This is a genomic window from Paenibacillus sanfengchensis (genome assembly GCF_036864765.1).
Classification (GTDB): domain Bacteria; phylum Bacillota; class Bacilli; order Paenibacillales; family Paenibacillaceae; genus Fontibacillus; species Fontibacillus sanfengchensis.
Map to the genome: position 1 here is coordinate 429,896 of NZ_JBAGJC010000002.1, position 20,329 is coordinate 450,224.

A 20,329-nucleotide genomic window follows, 5' to 3' on the forward strand; every position below is an offset into this window, starting at 1 on the left:
CTAATTCGTCTGAAACTAGGGTATATTGGCGATTGGGCCGCGAAATAAATGGAGCTTTTCCATTTAAATCGGAGCCAAGGCCCAAGAGCGGGAAATTAACGGGAGGTTTTCCCGTTAATAAGTGTTTAGGTGCGTACCGTAAGTTGACAAAATGCAACGGCCGCAAGATAGAATGCGCCATCATGTTATGCAATAATTTCGCCATATTACCCGGTTTTTGCGGCCATGATCGCTGTGGGTATTTATATCTTCGTTCGCACCTTGGCGGTATTGGAAGCCTATAAACTACTGGTGAACAATGAGGAGCATGTGAATCGCTTCGGTTTTAGGCCCTTTGCAGGGTGGGGCCGGTTCCTTCGGGGTAACCGGCTCCCGCCGCCTGCCAAGGGTTCTTTTTCTTATGGGCTTGCGGCGCAGGATCAGGCGGAGGCCAGGTTATTCCCGCGGCTCTCCCGCCGCTTCCCAACGGGCGATTTCCTCACGCACCCGCGGCGCCACCTCGGTCCCGAGCAGCTCGATGGACCGCATTACCTGCTCGTGCGGCATCGTCCCGAGCGGGCAGTGCAGCATAAACCGGGTGATCCCCACGTTTTTGCGCAGGTAAATGATCTTCTGCGCGACCGTGTCCGGATCGCCCACGTAGAGCGCGCCTTCCAGGCTGCGCGCGGCATCGAAGGAAGCCCGGCCGTAATGGCCCCAGCCGCGCTCCCGCCCGATGACGTTCATGCTGGCCTGGGTCGACGGGAAGAACATATCGGCCGCCTGCTCCGTCTCCTCGCCGACGAACCCGTGCGAGTGCGAGGCGACCGGCAGCTTCGCCGGATCGTGCCCGGCCTGAGCCGCCGCTTTCTTGTACAGCTGCACGAGCGGGGCGAACTGGGTCGGCCGGCCGCCGATGATCGCCAGCACCAACGGCAGCCCAAGCAGTCCGGCGCGGATGACGGACTCGGTGTTGCCTCCGCTGCCGATCCATACCGGCAGCGGCTCCTGCACCGGGCGCGGGTACACGCCGAGGTTACGGATCGCGGGGCGATGTTTACCCTCCCAGTTGACCTTCTCCGATTCGCGGATCTTCAGGAGCAGGTCCAGCTTCTCGTCGAATAGCTCGTCGTAATCCTGCAGATCATAGCCAAACAACGGGAAGGATTCGATAAAAGAGCCCCGCCCCGCCATAATTTCCGCCCGCCCGTTCGAAATGCCGTCCAGGGTCGAGAACTCCTGGAACACCCGCACCGGATCGGCGGATGACAGCACGGTCACCGCGCTGGTGAGACGGATCCGCTCGGTCTGCGCCGCGGCCGCCGCCAGGACGACGGCCGGCGAAGAGGCCGCATAGTCCTGGCGGTGATGCTCGCCGACGCCGAAGACGTCGAGCCCCACCCGGTCCGCCAGGACGATCTCTTCCACCACCTCGCGCAGACGCTGAGCGTGGCTGATCAACTCGCCGGTATGCACATCCGGCGTGGTCTCCACAAAAGTGCTGAGCCCGATTTCCATACATCATCCCCCTATTAACTTTCATAAATTCATTAACTAAATTTACTGTAGTTTCTATTGTGGCGGTTTCCGGTTGATTTTGCAAGCCAGGAATACTCTCCCGTGCAGGAAATAAGTTCCTGATGCGGCGCTATTTTGCCGGATTCGGCTGGGCGGTGTGAAATAACGGCTTTTTAGGTACTAGCGATGAACTAACCCTAACATGAAAGAAGAGGGTGGTTAAAATGGGAGTCCTATCTTACGCAAGGCGTAGTCTTCCTTTTTTTTCGGGAAATTTTCTTTTGCCTTCGAAGACTTACCTCCATTGATGTAATCGAGTATGAATTACTGTAAAAGGTCAGACTTTCCGGCTGGTACTAACGCCTGAGAGGAGTCTAACGGCTGTGGCAGTCGCTATTTAACGAAAAGTAGCCCTTTCGAAATTCTAACGGTCGTGAGCGCCGTTATTCCCCTGGATTCTCGTCTTAACAGCCTGTTTATGCGAAAATAAGCGCCGTGGCGACCGTTAGAATGGGAAATCGGTGTTTTCAGGACAAATAACGGCTGTGGCAACCGTTATGCGTTAATTTTCGTCTTTCTTGCAAGGCTGCTCATGCGACGGCGGTTAGGGAAATGGGGCACGCCGGATCAAAATGAGTAGCACCATGTCAGGTTTGATGCAACTTCAGTGCCTTTTAGGGTCCCATTTTTTTGGAAAAGTGGGCTAGTCCCTGAATTATGGGCCCGCCCTAGTGCAATAAGGCCCTTTTTGACCGCTATCATTCCCCCGCAGCCGAATCGGGCGGAAATAACGCCCCAAAAGGCCGTTAACGCGACAGGCGGCTAAGGAAATTGGGAGCGCCGGAACCAACTCGTCAGGTTTGATACAACGTGAGTGCTTTCGGACCGATATTATGTCAGTTCTGCGTTCACTTAACACGAGCAGGAGTCCCGACACCCCCTCCCAAAAAAAACGGCCCCGAGCCCAATAGCTCGGAACCGTTCCGTCACAACATAACCAGCCCCGTCCTTACCGTTGCCGCCTGTCTTTTCACGAAGGTAATCCTTTTACGTCAGTTTTAGAACCTGAAGCTCCCGGTCCTCGACTGTCGCTTGGTAAGCAGGTGTCCAAGTTCGCTTCAGGGAGGATACGTTCGTACCGGCCAACAGGCGCTCCAGCTCCGCCGTCGCTACCGTGCAGGATCGACCCGCCACGCCCTGTACTTGCTCCTCGATATAGCCATCGTTGTTTTGCGTAACGGTAACCGATTTGCCTCCCGTTCCGAAGCTCAGCACAAAGGAAACTCCTTCCGGGCTCTTGTTCTCACGGACTTCCGCATGCAGGCCGGCCTCCATGTAACGTCTGCAGACCTGGTTTACCGCACCGCGGAGATAGGCGGTTTGAACTTCGGACAAAAGCTGTTCCCCCGCGAGATCCAGCTCCTCCCCGGACAGATTGCCGGACTCAAAAACCCCCTGCAGGCCTTCCTCCGTTTCCACAATAATCAGATGAAGCTCGCCTCTCCTACCCGTTAGCAGCTTACCGAGAGATTCCCCGCCGATTCCCAGTTTCTTTTGCAATTCCGTACTGAAGGAATACCATACCTTGTTCTCGGGTTCTAATCCCGTATCGCGCATGGCCCGAAACAGCAGTCTTTTGTCGCGAAAAACCAGGGGAAATGTGGTACTGTGGCTCATCCCGAAATACGCCTCCTTAGAAATCTATATTTCTTCCGACCGTCAACTCATTCACATCCGCGCTATTCGGGGAATGCGTCTGTTCCGGTGCAAGGCTGGCTCTGACCGCATTGTCGGCCGCCCAAGTCCGCATATATCCGATATCCTTTTTGCGGACACGGCTTAACGGGACGGATTGGACGATCGCCCGCTCGATATCCGAGGAAGTCACATCTCCTTCCGGGTGCTTCTCGCTGTTTCTTACAAAAAAGGCTTCCAACAAAGCCTGATTCACGCAGGCCTCGATCTCCGAACCGGTCAAGCGCACTCCATCGCCCAGGTTTGCTTCACCCGACAATTTCACCAGGTTGGCGATATCAAAATGCTCCGGATTTCGGCCAATACGCTTTATGTGAATCCGGAAAATTTCGGCACGCTCCTGCTCGTTCGGCAGATCGACGAAGAAAATCTCGTCGAACCGCCCCTTGCGCAGCATTTCAGGAGGAAGGCTGGCGATATTGTTCGCGGTCGCAAACACAAAGACCGGACTCTTCTTCTCCTGCATCCAAGTCAAAATCGTCCCGAAGACGCGAGAAGTCGTGCCTCCATCGCTGTAATTGCTGCTGGCCAGGCCCGATAATGCCTTCTCGATCTCGTCGATCCACAGAATGGAGGGCGATACGGCTTCACACATCGATAGGGCCAGCCGAATGTTGGCTTCCGAAGATCCGACGTACATCCCGAACACGCGACCGAGATCCAAACGGAGGAGCGGCATTTTCCAGGAAGCGGCCACGCATTTGGCGCTCAAGCTCTTTCCGCATCCCGGAACCCCGACAAGCAGCACGCCTTTGGGCCAGCCTATCCCAAATTTCTCCGCTTCCGGGGTATAGGCCTGCTTACGGATCTCCAGCCACTTTTTCAAATTATCCAAGCCGCCGATGTCGGTCGTCTCCAGTTTTTCCGTGTCCACGTACTCCAAAACGCCGGATTTACGAATGTTCTGCTTCTTTTCTTCCAAAATAAAATCGATGTCGTCCATGGTAATTCTTTTGTGCTGCACGAGCGATTTAGCCAGACAGTTCTCGATTTCGGTCTTCGACAGACCGATCGATGCCCGCCCCAGAGCATCCAATGTGGGTTCCGAGCAATCGATCTGAAGATCATTGCGGTCTCTGTATTGCTGGGCGAACTGGGAAATAATCGTTTTGAGTTCGCTCAGATCAGGATAAGGCATGTCGATGATCGTGACTTCTTTTTGCAGCTCGATGGGAATTTCCATTAAGGGACCTACGATAATCGAATTGGAGGGCATTCTTTCGCGGATATCCTGGGCCAGTTCCTTAAATCGCCGAATATAGACGGGAGAACTGTTCAAATGAGACTGAAGATCCAGCCATACGAACAGGGAGGGCTCCTTGGCCAATTGTTCGGCTTTGGCGATGGCGGTCATGAGATCCACCGTATCGGGATGCACCGGCGTGTTTCCGTCCATAACCAACCCTCTCGTGCACGACCAGGTCAATAACCGTTTGTTCAGTTTACGCGCCAAATCGGCAAGCAGATCGATCGCCCGTTCTTCCTCCAGCGTATTAATGAGAATAACCCCGTACCGGGCACGGATAAGAACCTCAATCTCCTGGATAAATTCATCTTTCGTCATAATCAGGCTCCTGTTTCAAGAATTGGTTTAAATTTAGGAGCTGCGCCGGATCGGGATAGCCGGACAGCCGCAAACGGCTGCCGGACTGCAGCGATACTTCCACCCGCCGTTCCGGCGTCAGCATATGCGGCTCTATGCGGTCCGTAACCAGGATAAGCTGCTTGGAATTCCAAATTTCGCGACAGGGATCGCTTCCCCCTTGATAAGGACCGGCAAGCACCGCGTCTGCCAGCAGAATCGTGGAACGGGCCGCCTCCGAGGCAAAGACCCGTTTTGGAGTAAAACCGCTGAAGATTAATACAGTTCCGGCGTTCACACGCCGGAAAGATCTGATCAGTTCGGAAACCGCCTGCGGCTGTTCCAAGGGCTCCCCTCCGGACAACGTCAGTCCGTCTACAGGCAACCGTCCGAGTTCCTCGCCCAAAGCAACGGGGTCGGCGATACTTGCTGACGGGTCCCCCGCCAGGTGCGTCCCGGGATTGAAGCAGCCCGGACAGCCCAGGCTGCACCCTTGCACCCAAACTACCGCACGGGTTCCCGGGCCGTTGACGAAGCTGCAGCGGTTGATATCATGGACAAATAATTTGCTGTTCACAACCTGCACACATCCTAACCTGTTTACTGCATGAGTTAAAAATCAATAATGCGCTTGCTTGCATGTTCCTCTGTTGGATTCGGCTGTCCCGAGCCCGAAGATGCCCCCTGATCCAGGGAATCAGGACCCTCCACAACAGGAGCGGCTTCGTGCAGGTCCAGATGACGGATAACCGGCCGCGGCTCTCCCTCCGGAAATCTGGGGTGTTCCGGACGAGTCCGCGCTGTCTGCTCCAAGCCCGCCGAGCCCGCGGTTTCCGTGTACACCCGGTCCAAGCCCCGCAGCAGCGACTGAATGAACTGCTCCGGAGAGTCCTGCTGACTCTCCCCTTCCAGCAATAGATTGATCACCGTCTCGTCAGCCAATCTCAAGGTAACGATGACACCCTGCCCGTATTTCCCCTCGCCAATTATACTGAGGCCGACAATTTCCCGTAGCCGGAGCTCATACCGGGTCCCGACCTCCGGCGAAGCCATAACGATGACGATTAATCGGTCCGGCGTCAGGGCCAACACTTTGGCGCCCTCCGAAACCTTGGACCAATCCTCAAAATCCTTATACAACGACGTGATCAACTCTCCCTCTTGGATAATTCCAAGCTCCTCGAGCTCAAACAGGCTGGCATCGTCAATCTCGGTATGCAGTTGGATTCGGCGCTTCACCAGCACTTGAAGCGCAATGATGCCGCCGATGGCCGTTACAACCGTATAACCGTTGAAATAGTCCATCATCCAAGAACCGATGAGCAGCAGAAATAAAACCCACTGACCGACTGTGATATAGGTTCTTTTACTTTGCGCGGACATCCGGTAATACCAGAAGCCTTTTCCCGGTCTGTAAGGGGCAAGAGTGCCTTGAATTTGCTGATTCATTTTAATTAGGGCAAATACGCTGGCAACAAGTATAAGCACACATAAAATCCCCATGAACCATTCTCCATCGGAGACAGCAAAAAATAATCCCAGAAACCACAATGGCGACCCAAAAACAATGATTCTCCGCTTTGTTTTCATTTGTTTTACTACATCGTTGTCATCCATTTTCCATACTCCTTCAGCTATTTATATATGTTGAACTTAAGCTTTACCAATAGGCAAGAGTGTGAAATGATTCTGGAGAAGTGGAAACGTTCGCCTTTGTGACCGGATTTCTACCTTTTCTGGTTTGAATTAATAGGGAAATTTGGGAACAACAGCGATCGGAAGAACATTTCACACGGCTGCCTTACATGTAAATCAAGAGTTCAACTTATATAGACAAATTACGATCCATTTCGCCACCTAACCCCCATTTTCCTGCCTGATACGCGTTTGCCTGCCGCCTCATGTCCGGCCTGGACGTGTAAAGGCGATCCCGGGACAAACCGCTCGGGACCGCCTTCTGTTTCTCAAAACTTATACCGGGAAAAACCCTTTCCCGTCACAACATATCCAGCCCCGTTCCCCGCATACGTAAAATGGTCATCTTCCGGAACCCGGATCGTATACTTGGCTTGCAGGGTGACCGGGTCAAGCACATAGCGGCCGGAACCCGTTAAGTTCAACTCCACGGTGCCGTCCTGAAGCAAATCCAAAGTGATGAAATAAACGGTTTGGGCCGGAATGGCGGCCGATTTGACCAAACCCTTGGCGTTAAAAAGAGATAATTTCCCGTTCGCATACACGCCATACACATTCCCGAGCGAGGCAACTTCCGCGTTGCCGGCGATATCCCGCCCCCACAGCAGCTTTCCGGTTGGGCTGAAGCCAAACAGACGGTTGCCCGTTTTCGGCAAATTCGCGCGGACCAGAACGGTTCCGTCGGCAAGCACCTGGTCAAAGCCAACCTCGGCATAAGATTGCGCCGGAAGTTGGTGTACAAACACTCGCTTCAAAGCAGCATCCAGGGCCTCGATCCGCGAGCCTTTGCCTCCGCCGTAGTTCGTTTGAAGCAAAACCCGGCTGCCTTTGACTATAACGTTCCCTTTGTAGGCCAAGCTTTTAAGCCGTGTTCCGTTCTTGTCGATCAGCGTCAACGAACCCCCCGTGTAATTGCCGAGCGTGTCCATCTTTCCCCTGGAGGCAAAAACCAAATTTCCGTCGGCGAGCCTAAACAAATATCCGTCCTTGCTGGAAAAGTTCAGGGTCCACTTTCTTTTCCCGTCCGGTCCCACGGCATAAACCTGGGTCCCCGCCGGAGAAAGGTTGTCCGTAAACGTCACGTACACCGTCCCATCCGGGGATACCAGAAACGGCTGCGCTTCGCGAACCATCGAGGTTCCCGGGTCCGCAAAGTTGGCCGACCATTTCAATTTCCCGGTTCCGGTGTCAAAAGCTTTCAACGTATCCACAACCCAAACTTTCGTTTGCGTGAGATGCTCCTCTTTGGTATGCAGATATACCGTGTTCAGCTTCGGAACCTCGAATGGCTCCTCTTCCACGCCTCCCGACTCTCCCACGACGTCCGGTTGGCTCCATTGCGGCTCGGGCAGTTTGTTGATCACCCCGGCCGCGTCGGCTTTGGCCTCCGCCGGATGGACCGTTATCGTCGCCCCGATGCCTCCCGTCAGCAGTAATACGGCAAGACAGCCTTTAAGCAGTTTTGTTTTCACGATGATCCTCTTCCTTCCGTTGCTAGCCTCTAATCCATGTCTACTCTACTACCATACTCCCTGACTCGGGTCGCAACAAGAGGGTAACCCCCCATACTCAAGGCCGATTGGTATATTGACAAAATATCCCTACCCCTGCTATGTTGGCGTAATACCCTTCTGCAAAGAGGGGTCATAATTAAAGGAGTGTTTTGACTTATGTTCAAACCCTTTTTTGAAGAATTTCTCTCCCAAGCCCGGGAAAAAATCAGCACAGACTCCCGGTTTGTAGGCCTCCTTGCAGGCGGCTCCCTCATGACCGGAACGTTGGATGAATTCAGCGACTTGGATTTAATTGTGGTCTTTGATGCCGCATACCGGGAAGAAATCTTCGAGGAGCGGTTGCATTACGCGAAAAGTTTGGGACCCTTGCTATCCGCCTTCACGGGAGAACATGTCGGTGAGCCCCGGCTTTTGATTTGCCTGTATGATTTCAGAGGCCGGCTTCTCCATGTGGACCTGAAGTTCGTCTCCGTCCCCGAGCTGGCGGACCGGATTGAAGACCCGGTCATTCTTTGGGAAAGAAGTGACGAGGTCAAAAAAGTGTTGCTAGACACACCCTGTCGTTCAGAAACTATAAATATACAGTGGATGGAGGACCGGTTCTGGGTGTGGATTCACTATTGCGCCACCAAGTTGGGACGAGGCGAGCTATTCGAGGTGATCGACAACCTTGCTTTCATCCGAAGCTCCGTCCTTGGTCCGCTCATCCAGGTGAAGAACGGAAAACTCCCTCGCGGACTCCGGAGATTGGAGCAGTTGTACAGCGAGCAGGCGAACCGGTTAAGAGACACCCTCCCTGCTCATACTCCGAAAAGCTGCTATCAGGCTATAAAGGCATCCATTAGGATTTATTGCGAATTGCGTCAGGATTATCCCGAACTGGAGCTTCGTCTTGATGCGGAGGATAAGGCCGTCGCTTACCTGGACCGCGTCTTTGAATCTCTCGCCTTGTAGACACTTTATCGGTACACGCCAAAAAGCGTCCCTGACTGCCGTCGAACAGTCAGGGATTTGGACCTTGAATCCTTTGCCGGGAAGCATCCCAGCGCCACTCGGGCATCCGCCCTTGCAGATGTACGCCTCCATACCATTCGTCTATCCCCCGCCGGGCGGCGGCATCCTCTTTTCCATTCAGTACTTGATGGCCGAACTCGGTGATCTCCAAAATACCCTCGCGGAGCGCCTCCGCATCTTGTCCGGAACCGTAACCGGGAAAAGCCGGTACTCCGCGAATCTTCAGCAGCGGACAGGGCTCTAAGGACATGCTTCTGAGAATATGCCAATACTGCAAATCGCCCATCCCGAAAAAAGAGAGCCGATCCCCGACCAGCCTGAACAATTCGAGCGGCCGGTTCACCCCGTCACGAATGGACTGCAGCGTTGTTTCCTCCACGATCCCGAGACCGTTTTTGACGGAGGGGTACCTTTCCAAATGAAGCCGAAAAGCTTCTTTCGCGAACGGCAGGACGGAAGTATCCCGGTCCAGCAGTTCCTGCAAGCGCACAGGACCGGGAGAGGTATAGGCCTCCCAAAATTCCGCGCCCAGCTCCAATTGTTCGGTCCCGACCGGCGTCCAAGTTCCCGACATGGCCCCCAACTGCTCGGGAGTAAGCTGTCCCAAACCCCGAAATCCCTCGATCCCCGGATATTCTCCGATACAGAGCAAGCTAAGCTTGGTACGCCCCAAGTCTTGCCCGGAGAAACGAGACAACAGATAGCACAGCATCGTTTGATCGAAAAGATCGTGCTCAAACCACAGGACTACCTCTTCATAGTTTCGAACCTTCTCCAGGACTTTTTCCTGCGCTTCGCTGATCCGTATATACTCGGCGCCGGGAATGCCCAAAGTTTCTTCCAAATAACGCGCCCGCCGATCCCGGCTCCCCGCTTCTTCCGGCCTCGCAAAGACAGGGCCGTGCGTATAAATCTCCCGCCATACCAGAATGTCGCCTTGAACGCCTCCCTGCCGCAGCTTTTGTTCCACTACATGGCCATTTACGAGATGAAGCACGCTTCTTCCTCCTTCGTACAGCTGATGATATACGGAGACCGGATCGGCCACGGGGAGAGTGCCCCTTAGCTTTTTTCGGGCATCGTAGAGTCTTTTCTTGAGAGCGGACACCGAGGTCCCCGTAAAGGCGGAAATCTCCTGCAAAGAATATCCCTGAAAATAAAACAGCTGAACCGCCAGGCGCATCGGTGCCGTCAAGGCGGCGAGGGAATCGCGGACCGACTGCTGAAGCTCCCTTTGTATAACCGCTTCCGATACCCGATCGGTTCGGAGAACCGCCTCGTCCGCTTCCTCATAAGGCACCGCCCGGACCCGCTTGCGGCGGAGAATCCGGTAGCACTGCCGGAGAACAATCGTTTTGAACCAGCCCGGAAACGCTTCGGCGGCCGTCAACCTGTCCAGGTGGAGAAAAGCCTCCGTAAACGCCTCCTGCACCGCATCCTCCGCCAATTGGCGGTCCTTTAACTTCCCATAGGCCACCGCCTTTGCCATGGCGGTATAATGCCGGACAATCGGCTCAAAGGCCTCTTTGTTCCCCTGTTTGGCCTTTTCTATATCTTCTGGCATCAAGGCTGTCCGCTCCTTTTTCTCCGTACTCAATATAGAAGTGCCCATGGAGCCCTCCGAGGTTACCTAAGTTTGTTTGTCCGGACGTCCTCAAGGGGGCAGCCCCTTGTCCGCACGGGCGGCTTGCTCCAGGTAGGCTTGTCAAGGACCGGGCCGAATGAACCGAGCGCTTCAGTATGGCATGGCACGAAAGTAGTCTCCCTCAAGTTTACATCATCAGGAGCACCGCGGCCATTAGGCCATTTAGGGCCTGCGCCCGCCACATTAGCGCCCTTTTGGGGCGCTATTTCGGCCCGATTCGGCTCCGCGGGAAAAATAGCGGTGAAAGAAGGTCTTATTGGACGGGTGCAGGCCCCGAAATCAGGGTTTGGCCCGCTTTTCCTCACTAAAAGTCACTTGCGTTGCATTAACCCTGACAGATGATTACAACGGAGCTTGATGCCTTAATCGCTTTTAAAGAACTTCGCAAAAAAGTAGAGGCCTTTACAAACAAGTACAGGCCTTTACAAACAAGGTTCTGCAGTTGGGAAGTCTAACGGCCGTGAGAGCCGTTATGTTGCGATTGAATCACGTATTGGGATTCTAACGGTCGTGTGGACCGTTATTTACCTTCATTTTGACCAAAACAGCCATGCTTATATGAAATAGGGGCCGTGGCGGCCGTTAGAATTTGGATTCAGCGCAAACCGGGCAAATAACGGCTATGGCGACCGTTAGCATGGTTTAGAGGGGGAGACGACGATCTAAGTTCGACATGTTGCTTGCCGAAGCGGCGGATTGGCCCCAAGTGGGCAGCATCAAGGAAGGTTTGATGCAACCTCATTGCCTCAAAGTCGGCTATTCCCCCCCCGTCCAGCCGAATTCGCCAAAACAGCGCCGCATAAGGCACTTATTCACCTGCCCGGCTTTCAAAGGGAAGGTTACTAGGACGCTTTGCTTGCGGTGATAGAATCGTTCTTCAAAAAAGAGGCCGGTCCGCGGCAACGCCGCGAATCCAGCCTCTTTAATTCAACCTTCTGTCCCCGCTCCATCCGGTGCGGACATGCTTGCCCCATCGCCGGGGTTAACCCCGCCTTCAGGCGGAACCCCGCCCTCCGGAGGCGTTCCCCCGTTCGGGGCCGTGCCGCCGTCCGGTCTCATGCCGCGGCCTCCGCCGCCGGGCCCCCGGCCCGCGGTATTGCCGGTCGTCACGCCCGATTCGTTCAGCCAGGTGGTCACGCTGTCGGTGATCTCAAACGCCACGACCTTCGACCCGCCCGTCGTTGTACCGCCGGTGAAAAGACCGTCCGTTCCGGTACCGGCCGGCGTTCCGCCGGTATACAGCGTGTAGGCGCCCTTTTTCATCTCCGGCGTGCTGATGACGACGGTTTGATAATTTTTTGCGGGCGCAAGGGTCAGGATCGTCTTTCCTTCGCCATCCTCCAGGCGAACCGGCGTACCCGCCTGCTGTACCTGCGAAAAGCTCATGGCCACCGAATATTGGCTCGACCCGTCGGACGGCGCCTGGGCCATGCCGGAGCTTCCTGCGGCGGCCAGCGTTCCGCCGCTGATCTCAAAGGTGCCGTCGTAATCCAGCGTGCCGTTGCCGCCGGAAGTCGGCCCGTTCACTACGACCGTACCGCCGCTCATTGCGATCGAGCCGTTCGCATCGAGGCCGTCTCCATCGGCGTCGACAACCAAGCGGCCCCCGCGGATCGTCAGCAGGTTCGAGCCCGACCCGGTCTCGCTGAACTGGTCTTGCTCCGGACGCCCGTTCGCCGACGTACTGTCGTTTCCGCCCGCCACGTTGACGCCGTCATCGGAGGCCTTTACCCGAACTTCGCCCCCGGCCATCGTGATGTTTGCCCCTTCGACGCCTTCATAGCTCTTCTCGATCTCCACTGTCCCGCCGGAGATGAAAACCAGAGCGTCCGCGTGAACGCCGTCGTCTCCGGACGCAATCTTCAACTCGCCGCCGCCCAGGCCCACATTGCCGTTGCCGTGCACGGCATCATCGGCGGAATCGATCGCGAAGCTGCCGCCGTTCACGCTGATGTCCGCGCCGGCCTTCAGCCCCTTCGCGCTGGTTGACTCCGTCTCGGCCGTCGTCTCGGCAGCAGTATTCGCCGCGGCGGTGTCGGTACCGGCTTTCGCCGCAGTGTCCGCCCCGCTGCCGCTCCCGGCCGCGGTTCCACCCGCCGCATCGGCCGCCGTCTTGCTCCAAGGGCCGCCCGGCCCCTGCTCCGGCGTCTTGACTTCCCCGTTCGCGTTTCCTCCCCCGGTCACGACATCAAACGCGCCGCCGTCAACGACCAGGGATGTCTCGGCCTGGATACCATCGTTGCCGGCTTCCACCTTAAACGTGCCGCCGGCGATAGCGACGAAACCTTTGGCGGCATCCTCGTCATTCGTCGATTTGATCCCGTCGCCGCCCGCCTTGACGGTGATGCTGCCGTCCTGGACAGCGACCATATCGCGTCCCATGATGCCGTCGTCCGCAGCCTGCACTTCCAGGGTGCCTCCGGCAATTTTCAAATCATCCTTACTGGCGATGCCGTTATTGTAATTCCCCGTGACCGCAAGCTTGCCGGTTCCGTTAATCGTCAAATCGGCCTTGCTGAACAACGCGGCATTCGGCTCATCCGTAGAGGCGTCGGGAAAGACATATTTCTCTCCGTCGGTGATGACATTTTCCGAGCCGTCCGCCAAAGTAATGATCGCCTTGCCCGCTTGCTTCACATAGATCGGAGCGCTGTCGCTGTCGTGAATGTCCACCCCGTTCAGCACCAGCCGGACATCCCCTTTATCCTGCACATCCACCACAATCTGCCCCTCACTCAGCTTTCCGCTGAGCACATAGGTCCCCGCGGCCGTGATCGTCACGGCCCCGTCCTGGAACACCGCCCCCGAACCACCGCTGATCTCAGCGGCGGTCCCGTTCAGCCGGATCGCCGTCGAGCCTTCCGCGCTCCAGTCCGCCGCCGTGTCCTCCGCCTCAAAAGTGACTTTGTCGGCCACATGAACATTGGCGAATTCCGTTCCAACGGCCGCGCTTCCAGCCGTGGCCGTCCCGCTCGACGTCCCGTCCCCACTCTGACCTGCGGATGCCGATCCGCAAGCGGACATAAGCGCCAAGCTCAACAACAAGATCCCCAGTTTACTGCCCAACTCAAACCTCTTCATGTTTATCCATCCTTCCGTTTTCGTTTTTTAATCAGTAATCGGCCGCCGTCGGGCTCATCGTCAGTGAAATGTCCAAATTCCCGTTGCGGCAGCGAATTTCATCCAGAAACTGCTTCTGGTTCGTCAAGTGATCGATCGAGATGGCGTACACCAGTTCATACAAACTGCCAAGCTCGGTCGTTCTGATTTTCTTTAGCTCATACTCGACGGCATAGTTGTTGAAAACTTCTTCGAACGCTTCCTCGTACCCCAAATTCTCGGGAATTGTCACTTTCAGCACCTTCTGCAGTGTCTTCCTCGCTCCGAAATTGAACCGGTTCAGCACGAACATCAGCAGGCACAAAATCAGGGTGAACAGCACGGCGTACCCGAACGATCCCACGCCGCAGGCCAGCCCCGCCGCCATGGTAAACAGCACGTAGGAGATATCCTTCGGGTCGCCGGGGGCGCTTCTGAACCGGATGATGGAGAAGGCTCCCGCCAGGCTGAAGGCTCTGGCGACATTACTGCCGATGAGGAGAATAATGATGGCCACGATCGAGGGCAGCAGCACCATGGTAAGCGTAAAGTTCTGCGAGTACCCTTTCGGATTGGTCCTCATGTAGGTAACGCTGATAATGCCGCCCAGGACGATCGCAAACAGGATCGTTAATACCGCATTCGTGAAACTAAGTTCCGTGTTAATGAGAGATGTACTAAAAATTGAATCAAGCATAGATTCTTCGCTCCTTTTCCGATTTACCGTTTTTCAGCATTTTTTTGTACTCGTTGCCGTATTTGGAGAAGCTGGTCCGGTACATCCGATGCTCCGAGAGCATTTGGGCCAGCCAAAGCGGAACCGTCTTCTCCGCCTTCACTTCCATCAGCCATAATCCTTCGTCCACAAGCGGCTCCCCGTAGGAGCCCTGCTCCAGCTTAAGGTCATAACGCCGGCTCCGCATATTCGTGTCGAAGGTAATGCGCAAATCCCGGCTCTTTTTGCAGAATAGCGCCTTCCGGTCATAGGCCAGGTATACTTTCGGCTCCAGCTCATACCGCTGCAAGAAGTATGTAATTTCATGCAGAACCTGCCTGTTCATATAATCCCTGTACTCCGGCTCAATCCCGGTGCGGACGAACTCGTAGGCTTCATTCAGCCGGAGCGCCGTCCTCCTTTTGTTGACCAGCCCGAACACCTTTTTCTTGATCTCCAGATAGACTTTCGCGTCTTGTTCGGGAACCCCGTAGGCTCGCAGCCGCAGCTTTTCCTTATATTTGGGCTTCGCCAGGCTGGTGCGGATCAGCGAATCCTGCTTCGTATCAAAATACAGGTTGCTGATCGAGTAGAACCCGTGTTGCCGGTTGTACTCGTCCGGTTCCATATAATCCAGCAGCGCGGAATAAATCGTATGATAGGCTTCCGTATCCAGCAGATATTTGTTTTCATACCGGTTGAAGACTTCAATCGCCATTGCACCCAGTCCTCTCTATTTGTTCTTAGCCAAACGGCCGTCCGCCGTTCTGATGTCTGTATCTTAGCCCTCGAACCTTTAATGAATCTTAAACGATTTTACACAGCGCTAATAAAAGTTAGATTAAGGTTGATTAAAGGTAATCCTGTTATAATGGCTTCATTAAAAAGAACGCTGCGTGCAGGGGATGACAGACGATGAGAATATTGATAGCGGAAGATGAAGTTCATTTGGCGGAAGCCTTGACCCAAATTTTGAAGAAACACAATTATTCGGTCGATGCCGTCCATGACGGCCAGTCAGGGCTGGACTATGCGCTCAGCGGAATTTACGATTTGCTGCTGCTCGACATCATGATGCCCGAGATGGACGGAATCAGTGTTCTGAGAGCCCTGCGGGAAGAGGGTAACTCAACCCCGGTGATTTTGCTTACAGCCAAAGGGGAAATCTCCGATAAGGTAATGGGCCTCGATTACGGGGCTGACGATTATATCGCCAAGCCTTTTTCTACTGAGGAACTTATGGCAAGAATCAGAGCCGCGCTGAGACGAAAAGGGGAGGTGCTCCCGGAGGATGCCATGAAGTTCGGGGATATCGAGCTGAGCACAGCCACTTTGAAGCTGACATGCCAGGGGAAGGAGATCAAGCTGAACTTAAAGGAATTCGAACTGCTGGAACTCCTGATGGCGCGCAAGCAAGCCGTGACGTCCAAGGAGCAGATCATCGAAAAGCTGTGGGGCTTCGATTCCGAGGTGGAGCATAACAATGTCGAAGTGTATATTTCTTTTTTGCGAAAAAAACTGACTTTTCTGAATTCGGCGGTACGCATCGGCACCATTCGGGGCGTAGGCTATGTGCTCGAGGTGACGGCCTGATGTTTAAGAAGCTGCGGAACCGGTTTTTGCTCCTGAATTTGATCACGATTTCAGTGATGATGCTCGTCGCCTTCGCTTCGATTTATACGATTACGTACCGGGATGTCCGTAACGACATCCAGATGGAGCTGCACCGGGTCATGGATTTGTCTCAAAAAGAAAACGGAAAAAACGGCCGCTTCCGTCGGGACGATGCCTCCGGCATGATGCCGCCCGGAAACCGGGGGACGATGGATTCAGGACCTGCGGATACGCTTCTGCCGGATGGCGGGAACGCGCAGGCGGAGCGCTCGGTCTCCTTTGCGCTGCAGACCGACGCCTCCGGAACACTGATCTCCTGGGAGTCCAAATTCGATTTTGATCAGACGTTCTATGAATCCGCCCTTCGGAAAGCCGTATCCATGAACAAGGGGACCGGACAATTCAAGCTGGACGAGAGCACCTGGATTTTTACGGCAAGGCCCCTGATGGGAGGCGGACAGGAGTTGGTCTTCCTCGACATTACCGCCCGTCAAGGCATCCTGACCAATTTGATATACACGTTCGCTGTTGTCGGTTTGGTAATGCTGGTGGCCCTGTTCTTCGTCAGCCGCTATTTCGCCAACCGGTCGATTCGGCCGGTTCGGGAAGCCTTCGACAAGCAGAAGCAGTTTATCGCCGACGCCTCCCATGAGCTGAAAACGCCGCTGTCCATCATCAACACGAATGCCGATGTGCTGCTTGCGGCCGGGGAGGACACGATTCGCAGCCAGGCCAAATGGCTCCATTACATCAAGTCGGAAACGGAGCGGATGACCCGGCTGACCAATGACTTGCTGTATTTGACCGAGATGGAAGGTTCCCGGGATAATCCGTTGTTCACTAAATTCGAGTTGAGTGAAGCGGTGGAGACGATTATTTTGACGATGGAAGCTGTCATCTTCGAAAAGGAACTGACCCTCGATTATGACATCGAGCCGGCAATCACGGTATACGGGAACCGGGAGCAGTTCAAGCAGGTGGTCATGATCCTTTTGGACAACGCCATTAAATATACGAACCCGCAAGGCAAAATCGCCCTGACCTTAAAAAAGCAGCATAATGAAGCGGTTCTCGCGGTGCACAATACCGGAATCGGGATTGCCCCCGAGCATCTGGACCGGATTTTTGACCGGTTCTACCGGACCGATCCTTCCCGGGCGCGCAAACAAGGCGGCTACGGGCTGGGTCTGGCGATCGCCAAATCGATCGTAGAGCAGCACAGGGGGAAAATATACGCGAAAAGCGTTCCGGGCGAATCGGCCTCGTTCTTTGTTCGCCTTCATCTTTTATGACGCTCCAATTCCGTCAGCCTTTAATAAGGGCTGGCGGAATTTTTTCGTGCCCAGGAATGAAAAGCTGCCCCAAGAGTAAGGTTTTTGAAGCAGCGTATTCTCATTTTCTCCTATTACGACGTCTGATGAGGCACTAAACAGCGTTGTAAAGGGTTCTTTGCACACTCTTGACCTGTAACTCATGGTTTGGTTCGAATTAAAAGGAATTCTTCCCGTTAATTTGGTGCGTATGCGGCTGCAGAGGCGAATTAGCTGGAAAACTTCCCGCTAATTCGACTGAAATTGTGTATTTCGGCCATTGGGCTGCGAAATAGATGGAGCTTTTCCAGCTAAATCCGATCCAAGAGCCCAGAGCGGTACATTAATGGGAGATTTTCCTGTTAATGGATAGACTCTGACGGGGGCGCTTTATATCTACAATTGTGGGTGTTGGCAATCTATCTCCGAAACCATTTCATAACTTTGCCCAACGCCAATTCTTTAGTTCAACCTACATAGTACCCCATCAGCCCATCGTACCGCAGCTACTGCCCGGCTTTCGAAGGGAAGCGGGCCCGCCGAAAAGGGACAAGGTGTTGGCCTAAATATAGAAGAAGTCTGGATATTTTGTTCCAAACAGAAAGAAATACGGTTGTGCAGGAGTTCTATGCAAAACAAGGTTGTCTAATGGGGCACTAGGTCTTCAGGGGGGGAGTGCAGCAGGAAACTGTAAGCGGTTTACAAAAAAACTTGTCCTTTTTTTCAGAAAATCGCTTGAAATTTGAACTTCTCCTGCCGATAACAGCTAAGTGGAGTCTTACCGAATACCCAAGACATTTTGCAGGAAAATCCACAAGCATAGGATTCCAGTCCCATTTGCAAATAGAGGACATTGCGCAGAATTCCGAGAGTAACCGCGTAGGGCCCCGGAACTATCATAGGGGAGGAAGTTTTTGCATGAGCCTGAAACTTAAGCAAAAAATGATCATTCTGATTTGTCTATTGCTGCTGTTGAGCTTGGGCGCCGTGTCTCTGATCAGCTATAACAGCGCGACTACACTGCTTCAGAACAGTATCAAGCAGGAAGCCCAGTTGACCGCAGCGAACCTTGCTTCGGAAATCAATCATTTCATCGATTCCGAGATCGCCAAAGTCGAATCCATCGGCAAACTGATCACAGGGGACAAAGAGCAGGATCTGAAGCTGATTCAGAAGGCCCAGGAACAGAACAAGGAATTTGAAACCTTCTTTTTTTCCTACGATTTGACCGGTAAGAACGTTGTCAATTTCCTTGGTGAAACCACAGATGTCTCCGATCGCGTCCACTATCAGGAAGCGGGCAAAGGCCTAGGAAAGATCGTCGTTTCCGAACCCGTCGTCTCCAAGCGCACGAAGAACAACATCGTAACCATGATTATTCCTTTGATGAAGGACGGCAAGCAGTACGGGTATATGGGATCGACTCTTCCGATCAACGCCGTGCAAGAATCCGTATCGTCACAGAAATACGGCAAAAATGGCTATGCTTTTCTCGTGAGTAAAGCCGGCAAGTTTCTCTGGCACCCCGAAAAGGAATTGGTTTTGACCAAAACAGTGCAGGAGCAAAATGTTCCCGAAATCGTTAAAGCATACGAAAGCGCTCTGCAGGGAGCCGCCGGGATTTTTAAATATCAAAAAAACAACGCTGATTATTCCGCCGCCTATGCGGCGACGACCTACAAATGGGGCGTCTTCGTCACCGCTCCGACCGATGAACAATTCTCGCCGATTTCGGAATTGACCCAGAAGTTGCTGATCACTTCCCTTATCGTTCTCACGGTAGCGTTTGTGCTCGCCTTCCTGTTCACGGTCCAACTGACCCGGCCGATTCAGAAGCTGAACGAGGTTGTCAAAGATGTCGCTCAGGGCGACCTGACGAAGAATATCCTAGTCCACGGTAAAGATGAAATCGCCGTTCTTTCCGCGGATTTCAACCAGACGGTCTCCCATCTCAAGCATCTGATCGAAGGGGTGACCGAAACATCGAATCAGGTCATGAATGTGACGGAATCGGTATCTCACGGGGTCGACAGAACCAAACAAAGCGTCAACGTCATCGGCAGCTCGATTCGCCAAATTTCCGACGGTGCCACGACGCATGCGGCAAGCGCCGAAGAGATTTCCCAATCCATGCGTGAAATGGCCGGAGGCGTCGTGAAAATCGCCGAATCTTCCTCACAGGTCTCGGAAGTGGCCCAGCAAGCGGCCAGCCATGCCGAAGAAGGCTCCGCGGTCGTCGAGCAGGCGGTCCATCAAATCCGCAGCATCGGCGTCGGAACCGACAAGGTGGGCGAAGCCATCGAGCGTCTTCATGGCCGTTCCCAGGACATCGTGGAAATTCTCAACATCATTACCGATATTACAAAGCATATCAATCTCCTGTCCCTCAACGCTTCCATTGAAGCGGCCAGAGCGGGCGAGCATGGGCGCGGCTTCGCGGTCGTTGCCGAAGAAGTCAAAAAATTGGCGGAGCAGTCCAGCAAGTCCACGGAAGAGATTGCCGAGATTATCAACGAAATTCGGGATGAGGCGCAAAATGCCGTTCAGGTGATGAACGATAACCGGAACGACGTAAAGACCGGAATCGCGTATATCGAAAATGTTCGCGAGAAATTTGCAAACATCCTGGACGTTTCCCGTAACGTCGCCGAGCACATTCTGGAGGTCACCGCGGCTTCCCAGCAAATGTCGGCCGGCTCGGAAGAGGTTAGCGCTTCGGTAGAAGAAATGAAATCGATCGCCCAAATGACGTCCACGGATGCCCAGAGTGCGGCACAGGCCGCGGAGGATCAAATCCGCTCCATGGAGGAGATCACCTCGTCTGTTCAACACCTGCAGGACGTCGCTCAGGAACTGCGCACCGAATTGTCCAAATTCAAAATTTAATTA

Annotated in this window: 14 protein-coding genes; 4 read left to right on the top strand and 10 right to left on the bottom strand. The window is 54.1% G+C overall.

What is annotated here, in order from left to right:
• Positions 1-435: 435 nt before the first annotated feature.
• From V4U84_RS05330 to V4U84_RS05355, 6 genes are all read right to left on the bottom strand, one after another.
• Positions 436-1,497: an LLM class flavin-dependent oxidoreductase gene (locus V4U84_RS05330; RefSeq protein ID WP_334072421.1), complete on the bottom strand. Its 1,062-nt coding sequence runs from the start codon at positions 1,495-1,497 to the stop codon at positions 436-438.
• A gap of 1,047 nt (positions 1,498-2,544) precedes the next feature.
• Complete coding sequence (locus V4U84_RS05335; RefSeq protein ID WP_334072422.1) at positions 2,545-3,174, bottom strand: DUF2997 domain-containing protein; 630 nt, start codon at positions 3,172-3,174, stop codon at positions 2,545-2,547.
• A gap of 16 nt (positions 3,175-3,190) precedes the next feature.
• The gene (locus V4U84_RS05340) at positions 3,191-4,816 is read right to left on the bottom strand and encodes an AAA family ATPase (RefSeq protein ID WP_334072423.1); all 1,626 of its coding nucleotides are present in this window, start codon (positions 4,814-4,816) and stop codon (positions 3,191-3,193) included.
• A complete protein-coding gene (locus tag V4U84_RS05345; RefSeq protein ID WP_334072424.1) occupies positions 4,803-5,411 on the bottom strand; it encodes a 4Fe-4S single cluster domain-containing protein in 609 nt (202 codons plus the stop codon). Before V4U84_RS05345 ends, V4U84_RS05340 begins: the two co-directional genes overlap by 14 nt.
• A 35-nt stretch (positions 5,412-5,446) precedes the next feature.
• On the bottom strand, positions 5,447-6,337 hold the full coding sequence (locus V4U84_RS05350; protein ID WP_334076863.1) for a hypothetical protein: 891 nt from the start codon (positions 6,335-6,337) through the stop codon (positions 5,447-5,449).
• A 461-nt stretch (positions 6,338-6,798) separates the two neighbouring features.
• Positions 6,799-8,001 (bottom strand): outer membrane protein assembly factor BamB family protein, encoded by a 1,203-nt coding sequence (locus V4U84_RS05355; RefSeq protein WP_334072426.1) that lies wholly within the window; start codon positions 7,999-8,001, stop codon positions 6,799-6,801.
• Positions 8,002-8,199: 198 nt separating this feature from the next.
• Between V4U84_RS05355 and V4U84_RS05360 the strand changes: the two genes are divergently transcribed.
• Complete coding sequence (locus V4U84_RS05360) at positions 8,200-8,997, top strand: nucleotidyltransferase domain-containing protein (protein ID WP_334072427.1); 798 nt, start codon at positions 8,200-8,202, stop codon at positions 8,995-8,997.
• A gap of 49 nt (positions 8,998-9,046) precedes the next feature.
• Here V4U84_RS05360 and V4U84_RS05365 read toward each other — a convergent pair whose 3' ends face one another.
• The 4 genes from V4U84_RS05365 to V4U84_RS05380 all read right to left on the bottom strand — a co-directional run bounded on the left by V4U84_RS05365 (position 9,047) and on the right by V4U84_RS05380 (position 15,234).
• Positions 9,047-10,621, bottom strand: a complete 1,575-nt coding sequence (locus V4U84_RS05365; protein WP_334072428.1) for a sigma-70 family RNA polymerase sigma factor — start codon at positions 10,619-10,621, stop codon at positions 9,047-9,049.
• A gap of 1,008 nt (positions 10,622-11,629) precedes the next feature.
• Positions 11,630-13,783: a carbohydrate-binding domain-containing protein gene (locus V4U84_RS05370; RefSeq protein WP_334072429.1), complete on the bottom strand. Its 2,154-nt coding sequence runs from the start codon at positions 13,781-13,783 to the stop codon at positions 11,630-11,632.
• A 31-nt stretch (positions 13,784-13,814) separates the two neighbouring features.
• Positions 13,815-14,498 carry a DUF4956 domain-containing protein gene (locus tag V4U84_RS05375; protein ID WP_334072430.1) on the bottom strand — a complete coding sequence of 228 codons (684 nt, stop codon included), beginning with the start codon at positions 14,496-14,498 and terminating at the stop codon, positions 13,815-13,817.
• Positions 14,491-15,234 carry a polyphosphate polymerase domain-containing protein gene (locus V4U84_RS05380; protein ID WP_334072431.1) on the bottom strand — a complete coding sequence of 248 codons (744 nt, stop codon included), beginning with the start codon at positions 15,232-15,234 and terminating at the stop codon, positions 14,491-14,493. Before V4U84_RS05380 ends, V4U84_RS05375 begins: the two co-directional genes overlap by 8 nt.
• 197 nt (positions 15,235-15,431) lie before the next feature.
• Here V4U84_RS05380 and V4U84_RS05385 point away from each other — a divergent pair, with 197 nt between their 5' ends.
• The 3 genes from V4U84_RS05385 to V4U84_RS05395 all read left to right on the top strand — a co-directional run bounded on the left by V4U84_RS05385 (position 15,432) and on the right by V4U84_RS05395 (position 20,326).
• Entirely contained in the window at positions 15,432-16,109 is a 678-nt protein-coding gene (locus V4U84_RS05385; RefSeq protein ID WP_334072432.1) for a response regulator transcription factor, read from the top strand.
• Positions 16,109-17,422 (top strand): sensor histidine kinase, encoded by a 1,314-nt coding sequence (locus V4U84_RS05390; RefSeq protein WP_334072433.1) that lies wholly within the window; start codon positions 16,109-16,111, stop codon positions 17,420-17,422. Before V4U84_RS05385 ends, V4U84_RS05390 begins: the two co-directional genes overlap by 1 nt.
• 936 nt (positions 17,423-18,358) lie before the next feature.
• Positions 18,359-20,326 (top strand): methyl-accepting chemotaxis protein, encoded by a 1,968-nt coding sequence (locus V4U84_RS05395; protein ID WP_334072434.1) that lies wholly within the window; start codon positions 18,359-18,361, stop codon positions 20,324-20,326.
• The last annotated feature ends 3 nt before the right edge of the window (positions 20,327-20,329 follow it).

What these genes read in the sequence shown, in the direction of transcription:
- V4U84_RS05330 (WP_334072421.1), bottom strand. Translation starts at nt 1,497, where the DNA reads ATGGAAATCGGGCTCAGCACTTTTGTGGAGACCACGCCGGATGTGCAT.
- V4U84_RS05335 (WP_334072422.1), bottom strand. Translation starts at nt 3,174, where the DNA reads ATGAGCCACAGTACCACATTTCCCCTGGTTTTTCGCGACAAAAGACTG.
- V4U84_RS05340 (WP_334072423.1), bottom strand. Translation starts at nt 4,816, where the DNA reads ATGACGAAAGATGAATTTATCCAGGAGATTGAGGTTCTTATCCGTGCC.
- V4U84_RS05350 (WP_334076863.1), bottom strand. Translation starts at nt 6,337, where the DNA reads ATGGGGATTTTATGTGTGCTTATACTTGTTGCCAGCGTATTTGCCCTA.
- V4U84_RS05360 (WP_334072427.1), top strand. Translation starts at nt 8,200, where the DNA reads ATGTTCAAACCCTTTTTTGAAGAATTTCTCTCCCAAGCCCGGGAAAAA.
- V4U84_RS05365 (WP_334072428.1), bottom strand. Translation starts at nt 10,621, where the DNA reads ATGCCAGAAGATATAGAAAAGGCCAAACAGGGGAACAAAGAGGCCTTT.
- V4U84_RS05370 (WP_334072429.1), bottom strand. Translation starts at nt 13,783, where the DNA reads ATGAAGAGGTTTGAGTTGGGCAGTAAACTGGGGATCTTGTTGTTGAGC.
- V4U84_RS05375 (WP_334072430.1), bottom strand. Translation starts at nt 14,498, where the DNA reads ATGCTTGATTCAATTTTTAGTACATCTCTCATTAACACGGAACTTAGT.
- V4U84_RS05380 (WP_334072431.1), bottom strand. Translation starts at nt 15,234, where the DNA reads ATGGCGATTGAAGTCTTCAACCGGTATGAAAACAAATATCTGCTGGAT.
- V4U84_RS05385 (WP_334072432.1), top strand. Translation starts at nt 15,432, where the DNA reads ATGAGAATATTGATAGCGGAAGATGAAGTTCATTTGGCGGAAGCCTTG.
- V4U84_RS05390 (WP_334072433.1), top strand. Translation starts at nt 16,109, where the DNA reads ATGTTTAAGAAGCTGCGGAACCGGTTTTTGCTCCTGAATTTGATCACG.
- V4U84_RS05395 (WP_334072434.1), top strand. Translation starts at nt 18,359, where the DNA reads ATGAGCCTGAAACTTAAGCAAAAAATGATCATTCTGATTTGTCTATTG.